We start from the raw sequence: 21,238 nt of genomic DNA, 5'->3' as shown, positions 1-21,238 counted from the left end.
TTGCTTAATATTGAAGCTGTTACCAAATAGTTTTAATCAGGCAGATAAAAGTAGGCATCGAAGCGGCAGGCGTCGCCTAACCATTGATGATCAGGTATTTGTTCGGCTAGAAATCCTGCATGACGTGGCCGTTTTACTATGACCCGTTTTGCAACTGCCTGTGCAAGAGATAAAAGTCCATCTCCCAAGTCCATCTCTCCCTGTTCAGGCAACAGCATATGTAAAAGCTGCATCTGCTTTTTAACTTGGGCCTGTTTTTTATGGTCCTGCTGGTTCTGGTCACGCTGTGGAAACATCGGATCAAGATAAACAACGTCTATCCTGTGCTGTCGAGCTGTTTGCTGACGCAAATAATCAGCAGAGTCGGCAAAAACCAGTTTAATCCTTGCTGCGGCTGAGTTCAGGAATGCATCAGTTTGTGCCTGAGCCAGACTTTCTTCCAGCAGCGTAAATAGAATGGGATGACGCTCGACTAAAGTGACTTCTGCACCTAAATGGGCCATCAGCAAGCTGTCATGCCCCAAACCGGCAGTGGCATCAATCAGTTGCGGCTTTTCTCCCAGTTGGCAGGCGCGGGCAAGCATTTCCGACTTTAAACTGGCGCGCTTTAAACGTGGAATTTCAGCTTTCCAGTCTGGTTGCATTTTCATGCCATTTGCACATAGCCATAAACCCTGCGCGTCTGTACATAAAGCAAGTTCTGGATTCAGGCGTAAAAAACGGCTATTGATTTTCTCAACTGTTTCTATACCTAAATTTATACCTCGTGAACCAAGCACAGCAGCGTAGTGCTGTGCTTGATCCTCATATTCAGCTTCACAAAATAAGCGCATGGCTTACCATAATCTCCAGCCAGTAAAGGCAAATAGCAGGATCAGTAATCCGGATGCGATCCGGTACCAGGCAAAGATCATGAAATCACGCTTGGCCACATAAGCGACTAAAACACGAATCAGGAACAGTGCTGAAATAAAGGAAACTAGAATCCCCCAGCCGATTACCAACCAGTCAAAATTACTTTCCAGTACATCATAACTTTGATACAGATCTAAAAGACCGGCTCCGATAATGACAGGAATACCGAGAAAGAAAGAGAATTCGGTTGCCGATTTACGTGACAGACCCAACATCATGCCACCAATAATTGTTGCGCCTGAGCGCGAGGTGCCCGGAATCAGTGACAAGACCTGAATCAGACCAATCCAGATTGCCTGCTTGATACTGATATTCTCAACTTCAGGTGCATTGACTTTAGGTGGATTCTTTTCTACCCATATAATAATCAGGCCACCAATAATCAAACCAATTGCTACTGCCACATCATTAAATAGAAGCTCTTTAACCTGCTGACCAAACGTCAGACCCACCAGTACAATTGGAATCGAGGCCAGAATCAGCCCAAAGCCCAGACGGCGACCTTTTTCTTCGCCCGTGATCATACCTGTGGCAGCGCCCCATAGACGCGACCAGTATTCATAAATCACTGCCGCGATTGCCCCCATCTGGATGGCAATTACAAAGACTGCACTTTTTTCTTTAGTCCAGAAATCCATTAACTCTGAGGCCAGAATCAAATGTCCAGTACTTGAAATCGGAAGGAATTCAGTGATTCCCTCAACAATACCCATGATGGCTGCTTTAAATAGCAGTAAAAGATCCATACCGTATTCCTAATTATGCTTTACCTTGTTCTGGTATTTTTTTCCACGCATTGTCACGCAAGTAGACTGGTAAAGCCTGCTCGGCACTTAACCACTCGGCTTTTAATGCCTGTACTCGTGCGATCGCTGCAATATCTTGGGCTGTTGCCGTAATCTGCTGGTATTTTACCTGTGCTGTATCAACCAAGGCTGAACCTGAACCCACCAGTGGAAACTGGACAGCTTGTCTGGCAGTCTCATAATCAAGTAGCTGTTCCTCAGCAACTGGCCGCATAATATGCTGCTCATCTAACTGAAAACTGCCTATATAAACTTCCTGCATCCGTGCATCCAGTACGGCACTCACTTCTTTGAAGCCCGTCAGACGATAGGCTGCCTGAGCCAGTGCCTGTAAGGTTGATACGGGAATGACTGGCAAATCGTTGGCCCAAGCCAGTGCCTGGGTGACTGCAGCATTAATGCGTACGCCGCTGAATGAACCTGGTCCACGGCTAAACGCTATTGCGGATAACTGCTCCAATTGCAGTGAAGTTTGCTGCAATCCCTTTTCAATCATAGGTAGTATCATTTGTGTCTGTGCTTTAGTACGCTCATCCAGCTGAAAGAACAGCTCCTGAGCGTCATCTACTATGGATACGGAACACTGCTCGTTGGCAGTTTCCAATGCCAGCAATTTCATGCACAACCTTAAATAAAATCAGTTAAAAATTGTTGGCTATCATACTCCACTCATGTTTCAGTGGCGAGGATTTCACAGAGCAAATACAAAAAAGCCAAGTCTATACTTGGCTAAATTTTCGTCTTTCAGATTCAGTTAAAGTTTAACTTCTTCCAAGTGTGTAAACCGCTTAAAATGTTCTGCATAATGTAGTGCGCTGAAACGGATATGTGCTGCAACCTGCTCATCCACCTGTTTCACGACTTTTCCAGGCGACCCCATGACAACTGAGTTGTCTGGAATAATTTTACCTTCTGGGATCAAAGCGTTAGCACCAATAATACAGTTTTTACCAATCACTGCATTATTTAAAATTACAGAATTAATTCCAATTAATGTATTGTCTCCAATGGTACAGCCATGCAGCATGGCTTGATGACCAATCGTAACATATTGCCCGATATTCATCTCGATGCCGGCATCAGTATGTAATACTGCATTTTCCTGCACATTGGTATAATCACCAAGGTGAATTTTAGAATTATCTGCACGGATCACCGCTCCAAACCAGATGCTGACCTGCTGCCCCATTTCAACCTGACCAATCACTGTGGCGTTGTCTGCTACCCATCCATCCCAAGGCTGCTGTAAAGCTTTAGGCGCGTGCCCTTCAAATTTATATAACATGTTTCTATTCCCTGTTTTTTTAGTCAGTATTTTCTAGCCTGAAAAGTAGGCGAGTTCAACAAGAATGGCCATTCTTTTTTATAATTTAAGCCATATTTAAACAGCGCAATTAACATTCGGGCAGTCAGGCCCCAAATAATTTCATTATTAATCCGCATACTGGGAAAATATAATGACTGATGCGCATAGTGAACCTCATAAGGTACAGGAGGTGCATGCATCAGTTCGTCTAATGAAACATAAAAAATCCGGTCGATTTCAGAAGGCTGCGGATTGAGTTCCAACCCGGCCGGAATAAGTCCAACTACCGGTTTAACCAACATACCATTACGCGCACGATGCATAGGTAAATCGCCTATCAGCTCTACTTCAAACGGGTTAAGGCCAGTTTCTTCTTGAGCTTCCCGTAGTGCAATCACAATATTGCTGGTATCTGTCGCATCCCGTTTCCCGCCTGGAAACGAGACTTCACCTGCATGACTGTTCAGATAGGCAGAACGGCGTGTTAGCAGCACTTTCGGATCAGGCTCATTGGTAATAGCAATTAGGACTGCGGCATGGGCAGGCTGTATACGTCTTGAAAACCGCAAGCGTTGTTGCAGAAGTTGTATGAGTGAATGATCATCCATGCCATTACCTTATCTTCGCTCTTTTATTCTATTTTCATCATAGCTGAAATTGTCGGGCTTGACATACAAATGATGCGAAAGCATAAAATTTCGGTTATGCTGAATGCCACCTCTCCTGGCGTTAATGTATATGAATTTCTGCATCATTTGTGGGCATGAGACAACTGAAAAAATTCCTTTAGGCGATCATCAAATTCGTCGTGTCTGTGTTCAATGTGGAAATATACATTATGAGAATCCGAAGGTAATTTGTGGAGCTTTAGCACTTTGGGAAGATAAAGTCCTGCTTTGTCGCCGCGCTATTGAACCGCGTTACGGACTCTGGACACTGCCAGCTGGCTATATGGAATTATTTGAAACCATGGAACAGGGTGCAGCACGTGAAACCCGTGAAGAAGCTGAAGCTGAAATTCATATTGAACAGTTATACTGTATGTATAATATTCCACGAATCGGGCAGATCTATGTGCTGTTTAAAGCTAACTTAATTGATGGTACATTTGGAGCGGGTGAAGAAAGTATTGAATGTCGTCTCTTTGATGAACATGAAATTCCTTGGACTGAATTAGCTTTTCCGAGTGTTGAGCGGACTTTGCGTCATTATTTTGAAGACCGGAAAAATAATTCTTTTATTATCCATCTTGAAACTATTGGTACGCGTATAGATCATACCGGCTAATATAAAATATAATAAAAAGACCAGAGCAAATTAATATTACTCTGGTCTTTTATAGAACTTGATTCATATAAATACAAATCATTTGATGTCAGAATTTTATTTAGTTTTAACCTGATAACAGTCTGGCAAAGTCATTTCTATTTTTCCGCCCGCCAGCTTTGCCAGATTTAAATCAGCCTGTGTGACTTCTTTTTTAGTTGGATCATTTTCAGTCTTTTTCTGGTTTGCATTATTAAAGGTATTCTGGAAGCTTGCTAATGTATTGGCCCATTGTACAGCTTCTCCTGCAGAGTCCGTAAAGCGAATTGACCTGTTACCGTTTAATAGTCCACCAAGCTGTATCCTTGCTCCCCCAACAGAAAGTATTTCACCATTTTCTGCGAGCTGCAATTTGACATTCATTCCCACTAATGCACCATTGATATTATTAAAAGTATCATTGGCTAAAATCATGCGTACAGAAATAGAATTATCATTAGTAAATACGCGGGCCGTGGTTCCTAAACGATACTGTTGCACTCCATAATTATCTATTAATTCCGGGCTGATACTATCTGAATTACATAAAGCCGTAGACATATCTGATGCAGTTGCATTTGGCCGGATATTAGTTCGAATATCTCCATTGGCATCTACTACAATGCCGAGTTTAATATTATTGACCGAAGTATCATTAAACTTGAAGGTCAGATCAGCATAAAGTGGAAAAATATAATTTTCGCCTACACGGCTATTATTAATAGACTTGAAGACTTTTTTATCCAGATAAGTAATATGGTAGATTTTGTACAGGTCCATAGGTCCTTGAAATAACTCACCGGCTACCTCCTGCTGCCAGTGGCCTAAATCATTTTTATCTGCTTCTGTAATCGTTGTTTTTCTGGTAATTTTTTTATAGAACTTTTCTTGCCCGGCCATAATACTGTTATTAAGTAGTTTACCTTGAGTAATCAGTAAATCCTGAGAGTTCTGTTCACTGACTTTAAATGTAAAAGGCTGATCTATTCTCTTAGTAAGTGGATTAATCCAGTGGTTCTGTGGTTCCGCAGTGATTCTCACTGGCCTGGTAGAGGTAATAAGTTCCAGATTAGCACCGATAACTGCAGATGTAGCTTTAGTAACACCTCCCTTCCATTGAATGCCACTCCCAAGAGTGTAGCCCTGCCGGTCAGTAATCAGCATAAAATGACCTAAAGCACGTTTAATAGAAATATCATTTAAGTCACAAACTGGTTTATTACACCCTACCATGCCTTCTGAGCCGGCATTACTTGCTATTTGATCAATTAAATTCGTTGGAAAGACGGCAAATTCAGGTTGGTAAACTGCAGAATTAGCAATATTGACTAATTTATTTAGCGCAATAAAAGCATCTTGATCTGTAATTTGTGAAACATCCAGCCATGGGCGAATCAATTCAACATATCTTTTACTGACAATATCTTCGGCAGTCACTGAGGTAGAAATTTTTTCCAGATTTTGTCTTACTGCATCTGTAATATAAAGTGCCTGGATATCCGTAGGCACTTCAATTCTTTGTTCTTTGAGTGCCAATGCCTGAATAATTTTAACCAGCTCTAAGGCAACTTTCACGGTAGGATCACTCTGCTGAAGCATTTTAGCATCTTGCCCGGTTATTCCAGCAGCAAGATCAAGCAAGGTCAAACGAGGAACCGTACCAATTGTATCGGATGAACTAATTTTATTGAGGTCTACTTCACCCAGACTAATTTTTCTGTCATCACTGCCCATCATAAAGAATTTTGCCTTATCGCCTGTACGGCAAGTTCCTGTAACTACAGAGTTGGCAAAATCCATTAAAGTTATAAACGTATTATTGGCGTCACTACTACAGGTAAAATTCAGACCATCAACGGGATAATCTAAAATAAATTCAGTACACCCTTCATCATTTGCTTTACATGTTCCATTGACATACGTCATCGTATCTTTTTCGGGGATAATATTTGCACTTTCACCACCGCAGCCACTCAATGCAGCCATTAATGCAGTCATCGTAAATGGTAGTAGATATTTATTTTTCATTATTCATGCTCTTTTTTTTTCGGTTTAACGTAGTGCAATTAGTTTTAACTGTCCCTGATTACTCAGTACATAATTCGGCGTATCCGGGGCTGAAAGTAAGGGAGTCATTAGTAAGTACTGAGTATGGACTGGTATACGGATCATACCTTCAAGTTTTTTAAAATGAATCATTGAGGCATCAGTATCACGGTTTTTAAAGCCTCCAGCCCCCTCAATCACACAACCCTCTGCATCCAGAAATATGGCTAAAGGCCAATAAAAAGTCGGTCTGTTTTGCTGGGAGGCATATGAGTTAATCTGGACATGTTGTATCTGGTCAGATAGTTCAACCACTTCAAAATCGAACTGATCCTTTAAAGGAGCGCGCGGCCAGATATTAATTTCTTGCTCTGCATTCATCCTTTTAGCTTTTTTAATCTTTTTATTTTCAAAACACTGTTGTCCTAAACTTTCTACTGCTTCGGCCTGAGATATACGATAGTAAGTAGGAGCTAAAACAATTACCTGATTTGCCTGTATCGGACCCTTTTTGAACAGATGATCTAAAGTGGACTTGCCTACCCCTTTTTCCCTTTCAATAACCTGTAAACGCGTGGAGCCATTACGTGTATCAATAATCCCTTCTGGCATAGTATAGAAACGTTTTTTTCCATCTATATTAAATTCTTTATCTTCCAGATATTCACTTTTAATATATTGTTCACCGTCAATTACTGTTAAAGCCTGTTGCTGTGCGGTGAGGATTGTTGTATTAGTTTTTTGCTCTTTTTGATGGGTTGCTTGCGTCTCTGGAATAATAATGTTTTTTTGTGGCGTCACAACTCGTTTCGGCTGCTTTATAGAAGAACTATGTTCTGGCAACTTTTCTACTGGTTTAACTATCGATGTAACAGCCTGTATTTCTTTAGGGGCAACAATCAACGGCTGATTATCTGCATTAATTATATCTTGAGCTGTTTTCTTCTCCATCCCATTTGAAGAAGATGGAACATTTTTTGATGACATAATCACAACATCTATCTGACTTTTGTCATCCCTAGATGTTTTTAGTTTATGAGTAAAATTGGTAGTTTCAGCCTCAGGCTGAACCAGTTTTTCAGGTCTTTTATCTGGGCGTTGTACTACCATAGGCCGCCCATCAGGACCAATAATAGTATGAAACTCTCCAGCTGATACAAACGATACTGGCATTAAACTTAATGCGAATATCATTTTAATGACGATGTCCCTTTTCATTTTCTTTTCAAAGCCTACCACTTTGTTCTATAACTTAGACCCAAGATTGTAATTTTAGTATCCGTTTTCATATTTAAACCCGCAAACGGGTTCAGCAAGATATTATTTACCCCAGGCAAATTCCCTAAATTACTGGCACCTGCTGGAATTTTATCGCGGCTTTGTAAGAAACCAATTGATAAATCCAGATCTGTATCTGCATCAAAACGATAGCCTAATCCAAGACCAAATAGTTGTGCGTTATTGATTGGAACCATGGTATTACGTTTATGATCAGGAATAGCGCTGGTCCGTGGTTCATAGCCTGCCCGTAGCTTTAAACGGTCTGTAGCTGAATATTCGAGGCCAATTCCAAAATTCCATGGCGAAGTAAATTCTAGAGGTAAGGCCAGATTGGCATCCCCAATATTTTCAGATAAAAGTTTTGCAATTTTTAGCGCAGAAATTTCCCGGTCGAACTCAAATTTAAATTTGTCCCAAGCCCTATAGTCTGTCCAGCCTATATCGAAGTTAAGCTGTAAATCAGGTAAAATTTTATATTTTATTCCTGCCTGAAAGTGTGCTGGGTATTCAAAATCCATAGCCACCAGCCCTGACTCACTTCCTGGAATAGAACGGGGAAAGCCTAAAATAGCAGCCAGAATCTGCCCAGTCGGTGAGGACATGAGACCATTGATGAGTTCTTGTGGAGCTTTGGCATTATCAATATGGTATTTACCTTTTAACCGCATTTTTGCAGAACTTTGATATACCATGCCTAAGCTAAAGTCATCCGTTGGCTCCCACAGTACACCCAAGTTATAACTTGGACTAAGAGATTGTTCTAAAGCAACTTGCATCTGTCCAAAACGGCTAAAAGGATTCATACCTTCTTCAGCATTACAAATACCTAATAGTAAGATATCAGTAATAATGTCCTGGTTTTCCTTGAAAGGTGTACAGACAACCTCATCAATCATACGTAACATTCCAATCAATTCATTGGGAAAACGTAAATCTGTTTTCAGACCAATGGCTTGATAAGACATGCCAATAGATGCGCCAATTGATAATTCATCATTCATTTCATAAGCAAAAGATGGCGATAGATAGGTAATCCTCTCCAAGGCAACCTGTTGCCCCATAAAATTACCAGGATTTCCATTTTCAGCACCGAAACCGGCTACCAGAGGTGCATACATAGCGGTAGCAAATGTAGTTTTAGATCCAGGCGGATTATATGCAATCCCCGCTGTTGGTGCGACCATTGGCATCCCTTCGCCCAAATCGACCATTTTTTTTAAAATCGGAATATACAGGCTGACGTACTCTACATCACCCCTGACCGGACCTTTAAAATCAGTACACAAGTCCGAATCAACTTCTGGCCCGTCATTACATACTAATGGGTCATCAGAATAACCAAATACATTGTAGCCAGCAGGTACGGTAAATTCACGTTTGATATCAAAATTCGCCACAATTCCTTGCAGGTCGGTTTGTAAGCCTTCAATTTTGGTCAATGCTGCCGGGTTAAAATGGATTGCACTAATCCCGGGAGGGTCTGCTGTTACAGCATTTCCCATAGTTAATGACCGAATATCAACAGATAAATTTTGCCCTAATTGAGCAAATGCAACACTGGAACAGCCCGATAATAAAATTGCAGACACTAGCGGGCGAAGTCGATTAATTTTCATACGACCAGCCTCTTAGCGTAATTTTTTACCAAAACCCAAAATATCCAGTGGGAAAGAAAGACCCAAAGACACATCAGGTGCATCTTCTGTCAGCCCTATACCCAGTGTACCGTTTACAATAGTCTCTGGTGATACCCGTACGCCTAGAGATATTGCAAAGGTTGAACTGGTTTGATCTGCAACCGAATAACTTTCTCCACTTGTATATGTGAATTCAGCATCAGTATTGAAACTTTGCTGATAAGACATGGTCATCGAAACATCATAGTTAAATGAATAGGCAAAACCAAAAGCGAATCCACCACTTATACCTGGATTAAACTCATCAATGATTCGTGACCCACGGCGCTGATTCAGTCCAGTTTCTTTAAAACCGTAGTTGGCTGATACTGAGGCGAAGAGTACAACAGGATCAATATATTTACGGGTACTCGCCCCTATACCTGCCGAATAATATCCTTTACCGGTAGAAAGGTCTGTTGTTGGATTAATCTCATAAGGACTATCGCCAGTTTTACTGGAAAGATTACCAAATAAAATCAGCGGTAAGCGTCCAGCTTTTAAGGGAAAAGGCTCCCAACGCGCCCCTACTGAAATATCCCCCAGACCCGCAGTAGAAGCATCTTTGAGCAGATCTGTTTTTGCAACCAAAGGTAATGAAGCAGTGAACGTTAAGTTATCCAGCACGCCATATTGAGCAGTAAAGGTATTGGTTAGGGTATGACTGGCATTTTCCTGCACCCGTAATTGGTATAGCTGCCCTTGAGCCATTTCTAAATCTAGCTGTGTATCTCTGTAATAAGTATAGTCGACATCATAATATGCAGAGATATCACCCTTTTTGATTAAAGAATACTGACGCCCATTGGATGTAAACACTTCCTGTAAATTGGTTTCTTTAGTCGCATCACCTGCCTGCTGTTGCAGAGCCATTGAAGCATCTTGCTGCTCTGACACTGTTTCTGATGTAATAGGCTGTTCAGGAGATGCGGCTTCAATATCCTGCCGATTTGCTGTTTTTTCCTTCTCTAGCGCTCCCGGCTGTTCAGCCGCATAAGCCACCCCGAATAACATCTGAATACTTAAAGCCAAGACTGTTCTATTCATCCACTTACGGTCCATTTTCCATCCCACCTTTTTATTTTTTTAATTTCAAAAAATTTCTGTGCTGCTATTTATTTTTGTAATAGAGCCTCAGATAGTTATAAGTAGGTTGCCCATAACTTTCTGATTCCTTATTCAAATTTCGGTCTAGACGTATAGTTGAGGCTTTATCGGCAATTTTTTCCATATAAAATTGCGGATATTGAATATCCACAAAGGCATAACGGTTTACTGTGGCATCTTCTACATGACGCATATCAGCATCTTGCAAAGCCAACAGGTTTTTTCTTTGTTCAGGCGCTACGTTAATCAAGAACAGTGTATTATTTTCCCAAATTTCCTTAAAACGCTGCTCGTCAAAACTTATATTCCCCAAAGCCGGGTCAGCGACGTAAACGCGCCCATTCTTATAGGCTTTATAAACCACAAAATGCTTAAAACCGGCGTAACTGATTGGTACAATTGCAGGCTGACCCTGCTTGACCAAATCTGAAAATTCTCCTTTATACCCTCCACTTTCTAAACCTAAAGCTTCTACAAAACGCTTCATGTCCAACAGGGAAAAACTGCGTCGCTCAATAATACGTTCTGTTTCACCAAACTTTAAAAGTCCATTCATGGTCTGCTGTTCTGATAAATCAGTGCCAACATACCCATTTAAAAGTGTAGTAAGTGCGGCTGAACCACAACTATAATCGTAAGCCTGACGGACAATACCTCGGAACTGGTCTTCTAATGCGGGTTTAATAAGTACAGGTTCTCTATGCATTCGGACAAAAGAGTTATTTCGAGAATCTAAAGTTTCTGTATAATAAACTGCTTCTTCCGGTTTCTTTTTTATTTCAAAGGCTTCCGTGGCAAAGTAATACATTAATGCCGAGCCTAAAGCGATCTCTAACATATCTTTAACTTTTTAGTTTTCAGTAATTATACTGATATTCGTTATTTTTCTAGAGTATAAACTCTACTTCCTTGTACCACTCAAGATACCTTTTTTTTTTAAAAATAACAGCTTTTTTTAGGATTTTTGAAAAAAATTATATTTTATTGTAAAAAAAAGCGCGTGAAGTCACGCGCTTTTAAATAGAAATTTATTATCGACCAGAAATGGTAATCACAGAACCTTGGTTGTATTGACCCATTGCAGGACTGTAATAAGTTTGTAGTCCCTGAATTTCTACATCCCCAATTGAAGCAGCATCGCGGCTACCTAAATGAACACCCTTAACATAGTTATCAATTGGACCTGAGTTACTTACCATACGAATATAGCCATTATTAGTACCTTCTTTACCGATCACACTAATTTTTTGATCAATTGATAGATCACGAGCATTAGCATCAGCTACTTTAATACTATCGACAAAAATTTCACCAGCAGCACGTGTAGCTGTTTTAGTTGAGTTATCTAGAATACCCAGGTTCTTGATCTCAAGACCGCCCAGCATTTTCGCATCTAGCTTAATCATGGCGCCCTGTGGAGCTGCACCTAATTGAATATTTGCTGACATTGGACCTGTTTTTAATGAAAGGCCAGAGAGAATAGCATTATAGTTTGTATCATCCCCCCCACGACGAATACTCGTTGCAGTTGCAGGATCTGCTACAGCATTAGAACCGGTTACCCCAATCTCGCCAATATTGATATCTAGACCCGATACATCAGCAGCAATATTAATAAATGCACCACCAGCTGCTTTGTCGCCTGCATCAGAGTCAATACGCAGGTCAGCAAGATTACGAGTTGTTAGCAGATATTTGCCTGCATCATCATAATTGGCTTTGACTACTACACCCAGCTTTTCGTTAATATCGCCTGTTTTACCGTTACCCTTAATTACGATGGCACCAGCCTTTCCAGCAGTGCTTCCACCTGTTAGGCCATCATTATCATGAATAAATAATTTTTCAATTTCAACCTTTGAAATACCGATCCCGATATTAATACCATCTTGGCCAGTGGTTGCACTTAATGAAGCATCATCCATCGCTTGCATTGCCATTGCATTTGCACTAATTGCCATAGAAGAAACTAAAGCAATTTTAGTAAACATTTTCATTCCATACTCTCCTAAGAGTTTTTATTTTTTTGATTGTCTAGCTACTCTTAATTTCTACTGTTTTTTTATTTTCTGCAGTAGAAACATCCTGTCCTTGAGTAGCTACTTTAGATTAGCAAGCTTAAGTTAGCCTGAGAGGATTAATTGATCAACTGCTGCCCATCATAATCAAAGCAAAACCGATAAACGGTATCTGGATTTAGGTCATAGTTAATTATGTAGTAATATGTGCCACTGTTTTATCAGATGCACTTATAGACTATGCCAAAGCTGAGAAAAAAGCTTGATTTTTATCATAATGATCCTGCTTCTATTTTAAATAAATTGAGGGATTTTTTTGGTTTAGTTTATTTAGAAGATAATCATCGGCCTATTATTGCATTTCTGCCAGATCAATATATTAAATACCAGTCCGGCTTATTTTCAGCTTATAAAAAAAATACTGATTATTCTTATTCAATTACTCATCATAAAATAGATTTACTTGATTTTATTTGTTTAGATCCTGAATTTAAGGGTTCTTCTCAAGCAGGATTTAACGGTGGATATATTGGATTTATTAGCTACGATTTTGCTGCCCAACAACATCTTAAAATTCATATAGAATATAAAAAACAGCCAAGTTTATATTTAGGCAAATATCATCATTATTTAAAGTATGAAGCAGAAGAGTGGATATTTTATAGTGAAGGTCAAGATGCATTAATCATTTATCAAAATATTTATGATGCTCTTCATTTAGATCATGATTCAGATACTCAGGTGTTTCAGCTGGTTCAGACCTGTCAGCCACGCTGGACTAAACAGCAATATATTTCAGCCTTTAAGCAAGTGCAGGAATATATTACAGCAGGTGACTGTTACCAAATTAATTTAACTCAAGAGTTTAAAGCTCAAGGTAATGGTCATTTACTAGACTGTGCAGCGAAATTTTGGGCTATGACAAATGCGCCTTATGCGGGCTACCTAAAAATAGATAATCTTGAAATCTTAAGTTGCTCTCCTGAGCTTTTTATTGATTTTAAAGAACAACAGCAAATTATAACACGCCCGATTAAAGGGACCATGCCGCGTTATGCAGATCCGATACTTGACCAGAAAGCAAAAAACACTTTAATTAACTCCAAAAAAGATCAGGCAGAGAATGTTATGATCGTTGATTTACTGCGTAATGACTTCAGTCTCTATGCCCAAAAGGGTTCAGTTAAAACACTAAAATTATTTGAAATTGAAAGTTTTAATCAAGTCCATCATATGGTCAGTGAAGTACAAGCTATATTAAACAAAAATATTTCACCGTTTCAGGTCTTGTTATCTGCTTTGCCGGGCGGCTCAATTACGGGTGCGCCTAAAATACGTGCCATGGAAATTATTGCAGAACTTGAAGAAGCTGCTCGGGGTGCTTATTGCGGTTCATTAGGTTATTTTAATTTTGATGGAACAGGCTGCTGGAATATCCTGATCCGGACCATCCAAAAATATGATCATGATATTTCTATCTGGGCAGGCGGCGGTATTACTATTGCTTCAGAACAGGAGGCAGAATATCAGGAATGTTTCGATAAAATATCTGCCATGCTGGACTTACTCAATACATGGCAGAGAACAGGTGAATCATAATCAGACTAGAATCTGATTTCTCAATGTATCAATAAGTCTTTGATTTTGTTCATCCGTACCGACAGTAATACGTAAATACTGATTAATACGGGGTTTGTTAAAATAACGTACAATAATGCCATGTTGACGCAGCTCGGCAGCCAAGTCAGCAGCATTTTTATGAGCTAAAGAAACAAAAATAAAATTAGCTTTAGAAGGTAATACCTTGAAATCTAAAGCTTCTAGCCCATTTACAAGCTGCTCACGGCTATCAATTACTTTCTGGCACATAGCCTGAAAATAGTCTTGATCCTGAAATGAAGCTACCGCAGCAGCAATAGCTAAACGGTCCATTGGATAGGAATTAAAACTGTTTTTAACAGTCTCAAGTGCAGCAATTAAATGTGGCTGGGCAATTGCAAAACCAACGCGTAAACCTGCGAGTGAACGTGATTTGGAGGTCGTCTGGCATACCACCAGATTCTCATACTTACTTACCAAACTTACTGCAGATTCTGCACCAAAATCTACGTAGGCTTCATCTATAACCACTACAGAGTCAGGATTATTCTGAAGAATTTCTTCAATTGACAGCAGATCTAATGCAATGCTGGTTGGCGCATTTGGATTAGTAATAATAATACCGCCATTGGGTTGCCTATAATCAGCAATGTCAATTTCGAAGTCAGCGTTTAGTGGCAGTATTTTAGTTTTAACTCCAAAAAACTGGCTATATACCGGATAAAAGCTGTAGGTTATATCTGGATATAAAATTGGATGCTCTTGAATAAAAAATGCTTTGAAAATATGTGCAAGTACCTCATCAGACCCGTTGCCTACAAATACCTGACTGGCTGTAATACCCTGCTGCTGGGCAATTGCTTCTTTTAATGCAGTTGCATCGGGGTCCGGATAAAGACGTAATACATCAGCCTGATTAGCCAGCACAGCCTGTATTGCATCAACAACATAAGGTGATGGCGGATAAGGATTTTCGTTAGTATTTAATTTTAACAGATTTTGAAGTTTAGGCTGTTCACCAGGAATATACGGTTCAAGTTTACGTACTTCAGGACTCCAAAAACGCATTTGTTCGGTAGTTAGTTCCATGTTTAAGATTCTCAAATTCATTTTCCAAAAAGGGCTGTTCCTGACAGCCCCTGAATTCTTTATAAAAGCCTCTCAATAGCGATAGCGGGCTGAGCGAGCATGAGCATCCAGATTTTCTTGCTGTGCCAGGATATCCGCAGTGCGTGCCAGTGGTTGTACGCCCTGTTCAGAACACATGATGAGACTGGTCCGCTTCTGAAAATCATATACACCAAGCGGAGAAGAAAAACGCGCTGTGCCTGATGTCGGCAAGACATGGTTCGGACCTGCACAATAATCACCAATTGCCTCTGGTGTATAACGGCCCATAAAAATAGCTCCTGCATGACGAATCAAGGTAGCCATCTCTTTAGCTTCATCAAGACATAATTCTAAATGCTCTGGAGCAACCTGATTAATCAGCTCTATTGCCTCTTTACGGCTATTTACCAGAACTAAAGCACCACGATTGGCAATTGAAGTACGGGCAATCTCGGCTTTGGGTAGCTGACTTAAATGTTTTTCAATCGCCTCTTCCACAGCCTGTAATAGCTGCTCATCTGGCGTAATAAAAATAGCTTGAGCCACAGTATCATGTTCTGCCTGAGACAGCACATCCATGGCTAGCCAGTCAGCATTATTTAATCCCTCAGCATAAACCAGAATCTCTGAAGGACCTGCAATCATATCAATACCCACCTGCCCAAATACGGCACGCTTGGCTGCTGCAACAAAACGGTTACCCGGTCCGGTAATCTTGTCAACACGCGGAACAGTTTCTGTACCATAAGCAAGTGCAGCTACTGCCTGTGCTCCACCAATAGTAAATACCCGGCTTACCCCAGCAAGGAATGCAGCGGCAAGTACCAGAGGATTTAATTCACCATCTGGTGCCGGTACTACCATAATTATTTCGGATACTCCTGCTACATGTGCAGGAATCGCATTCATCAGAACAGAGGAAGGATAAGAGGCCAAGCCACCCGGAACATAAATACCGACCCGATCTAATGGAGTCACTTTCTGGCCTAAGGTATTGCCCAATTCATCTATATAAGACCAGCCATCCTGTTTCTGTGCCTGATGAAAAGCACGAATCCGATCCGCTGCCATCTCTAAAGCATCACGTACCTGCGGCTCTAAATTTTCAAATGCTGTTTTTAACTGTGCTTGAGTCAGTTCAAGTTCAGAAAACTGATGCGCTGGATGTCGATCGAACTGTTGAGTGAGTTTAAGAACGTGAGCATCACCAAGTTGACGCACATCAGCAATGATCTGGTCTACAGTTTTTAAAAGTTCAGGGTCACTAACTGTCTCAAAAGCTAACAAGTCTGCAAAAGCTTGCTTGAAGTTTTGATCTTGAGTCGATAAACGTCGCATCAATTTACCCACAAGGTCTATGTAAAACTTTAGTTTACCTGTTTTCTACGAACTTGTGGGTAGGAATCGCTCTTGTATTCAAGGACTTTTATTGAAAATAACTTTTGCTAAGATTGATGAAGTTTCAAATCTGCGGTAAAACCAATTAAGGTATAAAAAACCGTCCTTGCGGACGGTCTTAGATAACAAATACTTTATGGGCTCATTTGCTGGCGTGCTTCTACTGCTTTTTCCAGCTGCGCAATAATTGGATTGAGCAATGCCTGCTTACGTTTAAAGCTAGCTTTATTAACAATGAGACGTGAAGACACTTTACAGATTTCTTCGAGTGGCTCCAAACCATTAGCCCGCAAGGTATTGCCGGTATCTACGACATCAACAATATAGTCCCCCAAGCCGACCAAGGGAGCAAGCTCCATTGAACCATAAAGTTTAATTACATCTACCTGTTCCCCCAGACTTGCATAGTACTGGCGAGTCAGATTGACATATTTAGTGGCAATTTTTAAACGTCCTTGTGGACGTTTCATACCAATTTTGCCTGCTGTCATTAACTTGCAGTTAGCAATTTTTAGATCAAGTGGCTCATAAACATGCTGAGCCCCATGTTCCATCAACACATCTTTACCAGCAACGCCCAGATCTGCTGCACCATTTTCAACATAGGTAGGTACATCTGAAGCACGTAAAATTAGAATACGTACCTGCTTATGGGTAGTTGGAAAAATTAGCTTGCGAGACTTTTCCGGATCTTCCAGCAGATTAATACCTGCTGTTTCAAGTAAAGGTAATGTTTCTTTTAAAATACGTCCCTTACTCAAAGCCAAGGTTAAACCATGATCAAAATTACCCATTACATCAAAATTTGGATCATCGTTTCTTACATCACTCATGCACTTACTCGCTTAATCTGGGCACCTAAACTCTGAAGTTTAGCCTCAATATTCTCATAGCCCCGGTCAATATGATAAATACGGTCAACGATGGACTCCCCTTCAGCTGCCAGCGCTGCCAGTACCAGAGAGAATGAAGCCCTCAGATCTGTAGCCATGACCGGAGCTGCTGATAATTTTTCAACTCCTGTCACGACGGCATCGTTACCTTCCACCTGTATATTGGCTCCCATGCGTGAAAGCTCAGGCACATGCATAAAACGATTTTCAAAAATTGTTTCACTAATAGTTGCAAAACCATGTCCAATCGCATTAACAGCCATAAGCTGTGCTTGCATATCTGTCGGGAAGTCGGGATGAGGTAAGGTACGGAAACTTACTGCTTTAGGACGTTTATCCTGCATATCCAGTTCGATCCAGTCATCTCCGCGTGTGACTTCTGCACCCATTTCCTCGAACTTATCTAGCACTGCCTCAAGTAATGTCGGGTCTGTATGGGTCGTCTTAACCTTACCACCAGTAATCGCGGCAGCAGCCAGATATGAACCAGTTTCAATACGGTCAGCTACTACAGCATATTCACAGCCTAGCAAAGATTCTACGCCTGTAATCACCAGTGTATCTGTATCTACACCTTCAATCTTGGCTCCCATTTTAATGAGCATATTAGCCAAATCTGTAATTTCTGGCTCACAAGCAGCATTACGCAGTGTAGTCACGCCTTCTGCCAGTACTGCTGCCATTAAAATATTTTCTGTACCGCCTACTGTGACCATATCAAAGGTAATATCTGCACCTTTTAAACGGCCATCTACTTTGGCATTAACATAGCCATTTTCAACTTCAATATGTGCGCCCAAGGCTTCGAGTGCCTTGAGATGCTGGTCAACCGGACGCGATCCGATTGCACAGCCACCTGGCAGGGAAACCTGAGCACTGCCATAACGGGCTACCAATGGCCCAAGCACTAAAATAGAGGCACGCATCGTTTTAACCAGCTCATAAGGTGCAAACTGATTATTTAAGGTAGAGGTATCTGCCTTGACTGTATCACCACTGTAGCTGATGCTAATTCCTAGACCGGCAATCAGTTCTACCAGCGTATTTACATCTTTTAAGTTAGGAACATTGGTCAGTGTAATAGGTGTTTCGGCAAGAATAGTGGCGGCAAGTAAAGGTAAAGCTGCATTCTTTGCACCCGAAATACGTACTTCACCCTGGAGCTTGATACCGCCATTAATTACAAATTTATCCATTTAAGTCTTAAGCTCCAAACAGGCTTGCTTTGCGCCACTCTTCTTTGGTCATTGCGCGAATAGTGACCGCGTGCACTTCTCCGCTCGCGATATAGGAATTTAGAGGAGCATATACTGCCTGCTGACGAGCAATTGTACGTTTACCTTCAAACTGATCATCAACAATACGAAGATCAAATTTTCCCGCCTGTCCGCTCACAGCAACTTCTGCCTCTGGAAAAGCAGCTTGTAGAATCTCAGTGAGCTGTTCACTATTCATTGTAAAAACCTCTTGTAAGACTGACGGTGTAAAAACCAGATATATTACTATAACTCTAAAGGAATAATGCAGTTGGCCTATAAAATTTACACATGAAAAAAAAGAGGTATTAAACCTCTTTTTTAAACTGTTTCGTTAAATTCCTAAAGGTTGATGACTACACTGCAACTTTCTATGTTTATAAAGCTGTCTTTTTATTTTTTCTGATAATTTTTTAATAGAAGTATACATATCATCTGCACAAGCCTGTGCAAATAGCTCAATTCCAGGTAAACGGATAATCGCTTCAGCCTTATGGTTAGCACTACCTTTTTTTGAACGCTTGGTAACTTCATGATCTTTACTAAGCTTGACCTGCATACTATTTACCTGGTCAAGATGCTGAGTCAGCTGATTAAACTTGAAACGGATATCCTGCTCTATTGCAGGGGTAATCGTTAAATGGTGGCCACGAATGGTAATTTGCATAATTCTATTCCTCACCTCGTTTCAGGCTTTAAAGTCAGAACAGGGATAGTCTAATGACAGAAAATAGAATTCTGTTAAATTATATCAAACCATTCCTGCCGCTCCTCTAAATCAAAATGAAAGTTTCACTATGCTGTCATAATGAACTATTAGAATAGCTCGACTAAAAACTAGATCAAGACCTTTCGGTCAGAAGACGACGGAATATTTAAAGATTCACGATATTTTGCTACTGTCCTGCGTGCTACATCAATCCCTTCTTCTTTAAGTAAATTCGTAATGGAATTATCAGACAAGGGTTTACGGGGATTCTCACTTGAGACTAGTTTTTTAATCATGGCACGAATTGCAGTTGAAGAAGCCTCGCCCCCTGAGGTAGTGCCTACGTGACTTGAAAAGAAATACTTAAGCTCAAACAGGCCACGTGGAGTCAGCATATATTTGTTACTTGTGACCCGGGATACAGTTGACTCATGCAGCTGTACTTCTTCAGCGACCTCTCTCAAAATGAGGGGTTTCATACCCTCTGCCCCAATTTCAAAAAAAGTCCGCTGATGTTCAACAATACAGCTGGCTACTTTTAATAAAGTTTTATGCCGCTCATCAATACTTTTAATAAAATTTTTTGCCTCATATAACTGATCTTTTAAATAATTATTATCGGTACTTTGATCAGCGCGCCGAATCATACCAGCATAAAAAGAATTAATACGCAGTTTAGGTAAAATATCGGTATTTAGCTGAACATGCCAAATCTGGTCCTTCTTAGATACAATTACATCAGGAATTTGATAATTAGATGATTCATCCTCAAATTCTATACCGGGATAAGCTTTTAAAGTTTTAAGCATATTAATTGCTGACTTTAAATGTTCAGTATTCAACCCTGTCTGTTTTAATAGCTTGCCAAGATCATTAGCAATCAGTAAATGATAATGCTCCAGCAATATCAAAGCATCCTGAATAACTGGCACAGAAGGTAAAGCTTCAAGCTGAATCCTAAGACATTCTGCCAGATTACGTGAACCTGCACCTAAAGGATCAAGCTGCTGAATATGCTTGAGTACCACATAAACCTCATCATCCTCTACTTCTTCTTCATGACCCATTTCTGCAAGTAAGTTTTGAACAGAAGCAGTAATTTCTTCAATTTCAGCTTCAAGAAAGCCCCGTTGGTCTAAAGAATCAACTAAATAATAGGCAATTAACTGATCAATCTGGGAAAAATGTAAAAGGTTAATTTGCTCAAGTAAATGCTGTTTTAAATTTAAAGATTTATGATTATTGTCTTCTTGTTCCTGAAACTCAGGAGTCTCAAGTGCGGTAGACTGATGAATATAAACTTCATCCCAATGAGTATCTACTGGTAGCTCTTCAGGTAAATGGTCTGCATTTAGACTCTGATCAAGCTCATGAATATCTGTATTATTAGAATTTGATAGGGTAGAAATTGAATTTTCATCATCTATTTGTTCAAGTAAAGGATTACTTTCTAACTGAAGCTGGATTTCTTGTTCGAGTTCCAAATTAGATAACTGAAGTAAACGGATGGCTTGTTGTAATTGGGGGGTAAGGGATAAACTATTTGCAACTTTAAGCCCAACCGACAACTTCATAATATCCCACCCTTACTTTATCATATAAAATTAATGCAATTTTTATGCCTCTTTTAATTTTTATAGCATACTTTTATTATAAAACATACAATTTATTTTTTAGGATAGTCAGCTAGTTAAAAAATATTAAACTCTTAAGTAGCTTAAATAGATCAGCTATTGCCAGCATTGCTATGGCTAACTCTTTTTCTTTTACACCCCACACATAAAAAAAGCCCCCTCACATGAGGGGGCTTTTT

20 protein-coding genes are annotated in these 21,238 nt (G+C 40.2%); 2 read left to right on the top strand and 18 right to left on the bottom strand.

All coding sequences use genetic code 11. The features are described 5' to 3' along the window. Positions 1–32: 32 nt before the first annotated feature. The 5 genes from B3R63_RS08750 to B3R63_RS08730 form a co-directional block, all read right to left on the bottom strand. Positions 33–833 (bottom strand): class I SAM-dependent methyltransferase, encoded by an 801-nt coding sequence (locus B3R63_RS08750; RefSeq protein WP_286729835.1) that lies wholly within the window; start codon positions 831–833, stop codon positions 33–35. Between the two features lie 3 nt (positions 834–836). After that, a complete protein-coding gene (locus tag B3R63_RS08745) occupies positions 837–1,661 on the bottom strand; it encodes an undecaprenyl-diphosphate phosphatase (RefSeq protein ID WP_286729833.1) in 825 nt (274 codons plus the stop codon). A 13-nt stretch (positions 1,662–1,674) separates the two neighbouring features. Beyond that, entirely contained in the window at positions 1,675–2,340 is a 666-nt protein-coding gene (tsaB, locus tag B3R63_RS08740; protein WP_286729831.1) for a tRNA (adenosine(37)-N6)-threonylcarbamoyltransferase complex dimerization subunit type 1 TsaB, read from the bottom strand. 135 nt (positions 2,341–2,475) lie between these two features. Then, positions 2,476–3,006, bottom strand: coding sequence for a gamma carbonic anhydrase family protein (locus B3R63_RS08735; RefSeq protein ID WP_017400939.1), 531 nt, complete (start codon positions 3,004–3,006; stop codon positions 2,476–2,478). A gap of 23 nt (positions 3,007–3,029) precedes the next feature. Beyond that, positions 3,030–3,635 carry a CoA pyrophosphatase gene (locus B3R63_RS08730; RefSeq protein ID WP_005018581.1) on the bottom strand — a complete coding sequence of 202 codons (606 nt, stop codon included), beginning with the start codon at positions 3,633–3,635 and terminating at the stop codon, positions 3,030–3,032. 130 nt (positions 3,636–3,765) lie between these two features. Here B3R63_RS08730 and B3R63_RS08725 point away from each other — a divergent pair, with 130 nt between their 5' ends. Continuing rightward, a complete protein-coding gene (locus B3R63_RS08725; RefSeq protein WP_119879565.1) occupies positions 3,766–4,314 on the top strand; it encodes an NUDIX hydrolase in 549 nt (182 codons plus the stop codon). Between the two features lie 96 nt (positions 4,315–4,410). Here the strand turns inward: B3R63_RS08725 and B3R63_RS08720 are convergent, their stop codons facing one another. The 6 genes from B3R63_RS08720 to B3R63_RS08695 form a co-directional block, all read right to left on the bottom strand. Further along, entirely contained in the window at positions 4,411–6,360 is a 1,950-nt protein-coding gene (locus B3R63_RS08720) for a hypothetical protein (protein ID WP_286729827.1), read from the bottom strand. Between the two features lie 24 nt (positions 6,361–6,384). After that, a complete protein-coding gene (gene filE / locus B3R63_RS08715; protein WP_286729825.1) occupies positions 6,385–7,596 on the bottom strand; it encodes a putative pilus assembly protein FilE in 1,212 nt (403 codons plus the stop codon). 14 nt (positions 7,597–7,610) lie between these two features. Further along, positions 7,611–9,275, bottom strand: coding sequence for an OmpP1/FadL family transporter (locus B3R63_RS08710; protein ID WP_286729824.1), 1,665 nt, complete (start codon positions 9,273–9,275; stop codon positions 7,611–7,613). A gap of 12 nt (positions 9,276–9,287) precedes the next feature. Beyond that, positions 9,288–10,397 (bottom strand): hypothetical protein, encoded by a 1,110-nt coding sequence (locus B3R63_RS08705; protein ID WP_286729822.1) that lies wholly within the window; start codon positions 10,395–10,397, stop codon positions 9,288–9,290. Positions 10,398–10,446: 49 nt separating this feature from the next. After that, complete coding sequence (locus tag B3R63_RS08700; RefSeq protein WP_005018574.1) at positions 10,447–11,280, bottom strand: C39 family peptidase; 834 nt, start codon at positions 11,278–11,280, stop codon at positions 10,447–10,449. Positions 11,281–11,473: 193 nt separating this feature from the next. Beyond that, the gene (locus B3R63_RS08695; protein ID WP_005027722.1) at positions 11,474–12,439 is read right to left on the bottom strand and encodes a DUF6160 family protein; all 966 of its coding nucleotides are present in this window, start codon (positions 12,437–12,439) and stop codon (positions 11,474–11,476) included. A gap of 261 nt (positions 12,440–12,700) precedes the next feature. Here B3R63_RS08695 and B3R63_RS08690 point away from each other — a divergent pair, with 261 nt between their 5' ends. Continuing rightward, positions 12,701–14,059: an anthranilate synthase component I family protein gene (locus B3R63_RS08690; RefSeq protein ID WP_005027725.1), complete on the top strand. Its 1,359-nt coding sequence runs from the start codon at positions 12,701–12,703 to the stop codon at positions 14,057–14,059. On the opposite strand, the gene hisC is transcribed toward B3R63_RS08690, so the two are convergent. The 7 genes from hisC to B3R63_RS08655 all read right to left on the bottom strand — a co-directional run bounded on the left by hisC (position 14,060) and on the right by B3R63_RS08655 (position 20,999). Beyond that, positions 14,060–15,148, bottom strand: coding sequence for a histidinol-phosphate transaminase (hisC, locus tag B3R63_RS08685; protein WP_005406861.1), 1,089 nt, complete (start codon positions 15,146–15,148; stop codon positions 14,060–14,062). Positions 15,149–15,220: 72 nt separating this feature from the next. Continuing rightward, entirely contained in the window at positions 15,221–16,519 is a 1,299-nt protein-coding gene (gene hisD / locus B3R63_RS08680; protein WP_286729817.1) for a histidinol dehydrogenase, read from the bottom strand. Between the two features lie 182 nt (positions 16,520–16,701). After that, on the bottom strand, positions 16,702–17,400 hold the full coding sequence (gene hisG, locus B3R63_RS08675) for an ATP phosphoribosyltransferase (protein ID WP_005406781.1): 699 nt from the start codon (positions 17,398–17,400) through the stop codon (positions 16,702–16,704). Further along, on the bottom strand, positions 17,397–18,656 hold the full coding sequence (gene murA / locus B3R63_RS08670) for a UDP-N-acetylglucosamine 1-carboxyvinyltransferase (RefSeq protein WP_119879572.1): 1,260 nt from the start codon (positions 18,654–18,656) through the stop codon (positions 17,397–17,399). The genes hisG and murA overlap by 4 nt, the downstream gene beginning before the upstream one ends. A 7-nt stretch (positions 18,657–18,663) precedes the next feature. Continuing rightward, positions 18,664–18,915, bottom strand: a complete 252-nt coding sequence (ibaG, locus tag B3R63_RS08665; RefSeq protein ID WP_005018558.1) for a BolA family iron metabolism protein IbaG — start codon at positions 18,913–18,915, stop codon at positions 18,664–18,666. Positions 18,916–19,050: 135 nt separating this feature from the next. Then, on the bottom strand, positions 19,051–19,383 hold the full coding sequence (hpf, locus tag B3R63_RS08660; RefSeq protein WP_034686074.1) for a ribosome hibernation-promoting factor, HPF/YfiA family: 333 nt from the start codon (positions 19,381–19,383) through the stop codon (positions 19,051–19,053). 170 nt (positions 19,384–19,553) lie between these two features. Continuing rightward, positions 19,554–20,999 carry an RNA polymerase factor sigma-54 gene (locus B3R63_RS08655; RefSeq protein WP_075040960.1) on the bottom strand — a complete coding sequence of 482 codons (1,446 nt, stop codon included), beginning with the start codon at positions 20,997–20,999 and terminating at the stop codon, positions 19,554–19,556. Between the last annotated feature and the right edge of the window lie 239 nt (positions 21,000–21,238).

Source organism: Acinetobacter sp. UBA1297, from assembly GCF_002307755.1.
In the GTDB taxonomy this organism is placed as follows: Bacteria; Pseudomonadota; Gammaproteobacteria; order Pseudomonadales; family Moraxellaceae; genus Acinetobacter; species Acinetobacter radioresistens.
The sequence above is the reverse complement of the archived record's forward strand: the minus strand, read 5'-3'. Positions and strand labels throughout refer to the sequence as shown.

Bases quoted from the DNA above. Each gene is read 5' to 3' on its own strand.
- hpf (WP_034686074.1), bottom strand. From the start codon at position 19,383: ATGCAAATTACCATTCGTGGCCACCATTTAACGATTACCCCTGCAATA.
- B3R63_RS08750 (WP_286729835.1), bottom strand. From the start codon at position 833: ATGCGCTTATTTTGTGAAGCTGAATATGAGGATCAAGCACAGCACTAC.
- B3R63_RS08720 (WP_286729827.1), bottom strand. From the start codon at position 6,360: ATGAAAAATAAATATCTACTACCATTTACGATGACTGCATTAATGGCT.
- filE (WP_286729825.1), bottom strand. From the start codon at position 7,596: ATGAAAAGGGACATCGTCATTAAAATGATATTCGCATTAAGTTTAATG.
- B3R63_RS08735 (WP_017400939.1), bottom strand. From the start codon at position 3,006: ATGTTATATAAATTTGAAGGGCACGCGCCTAAAGCTTTACAGCAGCCT.
- B3R63_RS08710 (WP_286729824.1), bottom strand. From the start codon at position 9,275: ATGAAAATTAATCGACTTCGCCCGCTAGTGTCTGCAATTTTATTATCG.
- B3R63_RS08690 (WP_005027725.1), top strand. From the start codon at position 12,701: ATGCCAAAGCTGAGAAAAAAGCTTGATTTTTATCATAATGATCCTGCT.
- B3R63_RS08725 (WP_119879565.1), top strand. From the start codon at position 3,766: ATGAATTTCTGCATCATTTGTGGGCATGAGACAACTGAAAAAATTCCT.
- B3R63_RS08705 (WP_286729822.1), bottom strand. From the start codon at position 10,397: ATGGACCGTAAGTGGATGAATAGAACAGTCTTGGCTTTAAGTATTCAG.
- B3R63_RS08695 (WP_005027722.1), bottom strand. From the start codon at position 12,439: ATGAAAATGTTTACTAAAATTGCTTTAGTTTCTTCTATGGCAATTAGT.
- B3R63_RS08745 (WP_286729833.1), bottom strand. From the start codon at position 1,661: ATGGATCTTTTACTGCTATTTAAAGCAGCCATCATGGGTATTGTTGAG.
- murA (WP_119879572.1), bottom strand. From the start codon at position 18,656: ATGGATAAATTTGTAATTAATGGCGGTATCAAGCTCCAGGGTGAAGTA.
- tsaB (WP_286729831.1), bottom strand. From the start codon at position 2,340: ATGAAATTGCTGGCATTGGAAACTGCCAACGAGCAGTGTTCCGTATCC.
- B3R63_RS08730 (WP_005018581.1), bottom strand. From the start codon at position 3,635: ATGGATGATCATTCACTCATACAACTTCTGCAACAACGCTTGCGGTTT.
- B3R63_RS08700 (WP_005018574.1), bottom strand. From the start codon at position 11,280: ATGTTAGAGATCGCTTTAGGCTCGGCATTAATGTATTACTTTGCCACG.
- B3R63_RS08655 (WP_075040960.1), bottom strand. From the start codon at position 20,999: ATGAAGTTGTCGGTTGGGCTTAAAGTTGCAAATAGTTTATCCCTTACC.
- hisC (WP_005406861.1), bottom strand. From the start codon at position 15,148: ATGGAACTAACTACCGAACAAATGCGTTTTTGGAGTCCTGAAGTACGT.
- hisG (WP_005406781.1), bottom strand. From the start codon at position 17,400: ATGAGTGATGTAAGAAACGATGATCCAAATTTTGATGTAATGGGTAAT.
- ibaG (WP_005018558.1), bottom strand. From the start codon at position 18,915: ATGAATAGTGAACAGCTCACTGAGATTCTACAAGCTGCTTTTCCAGAG.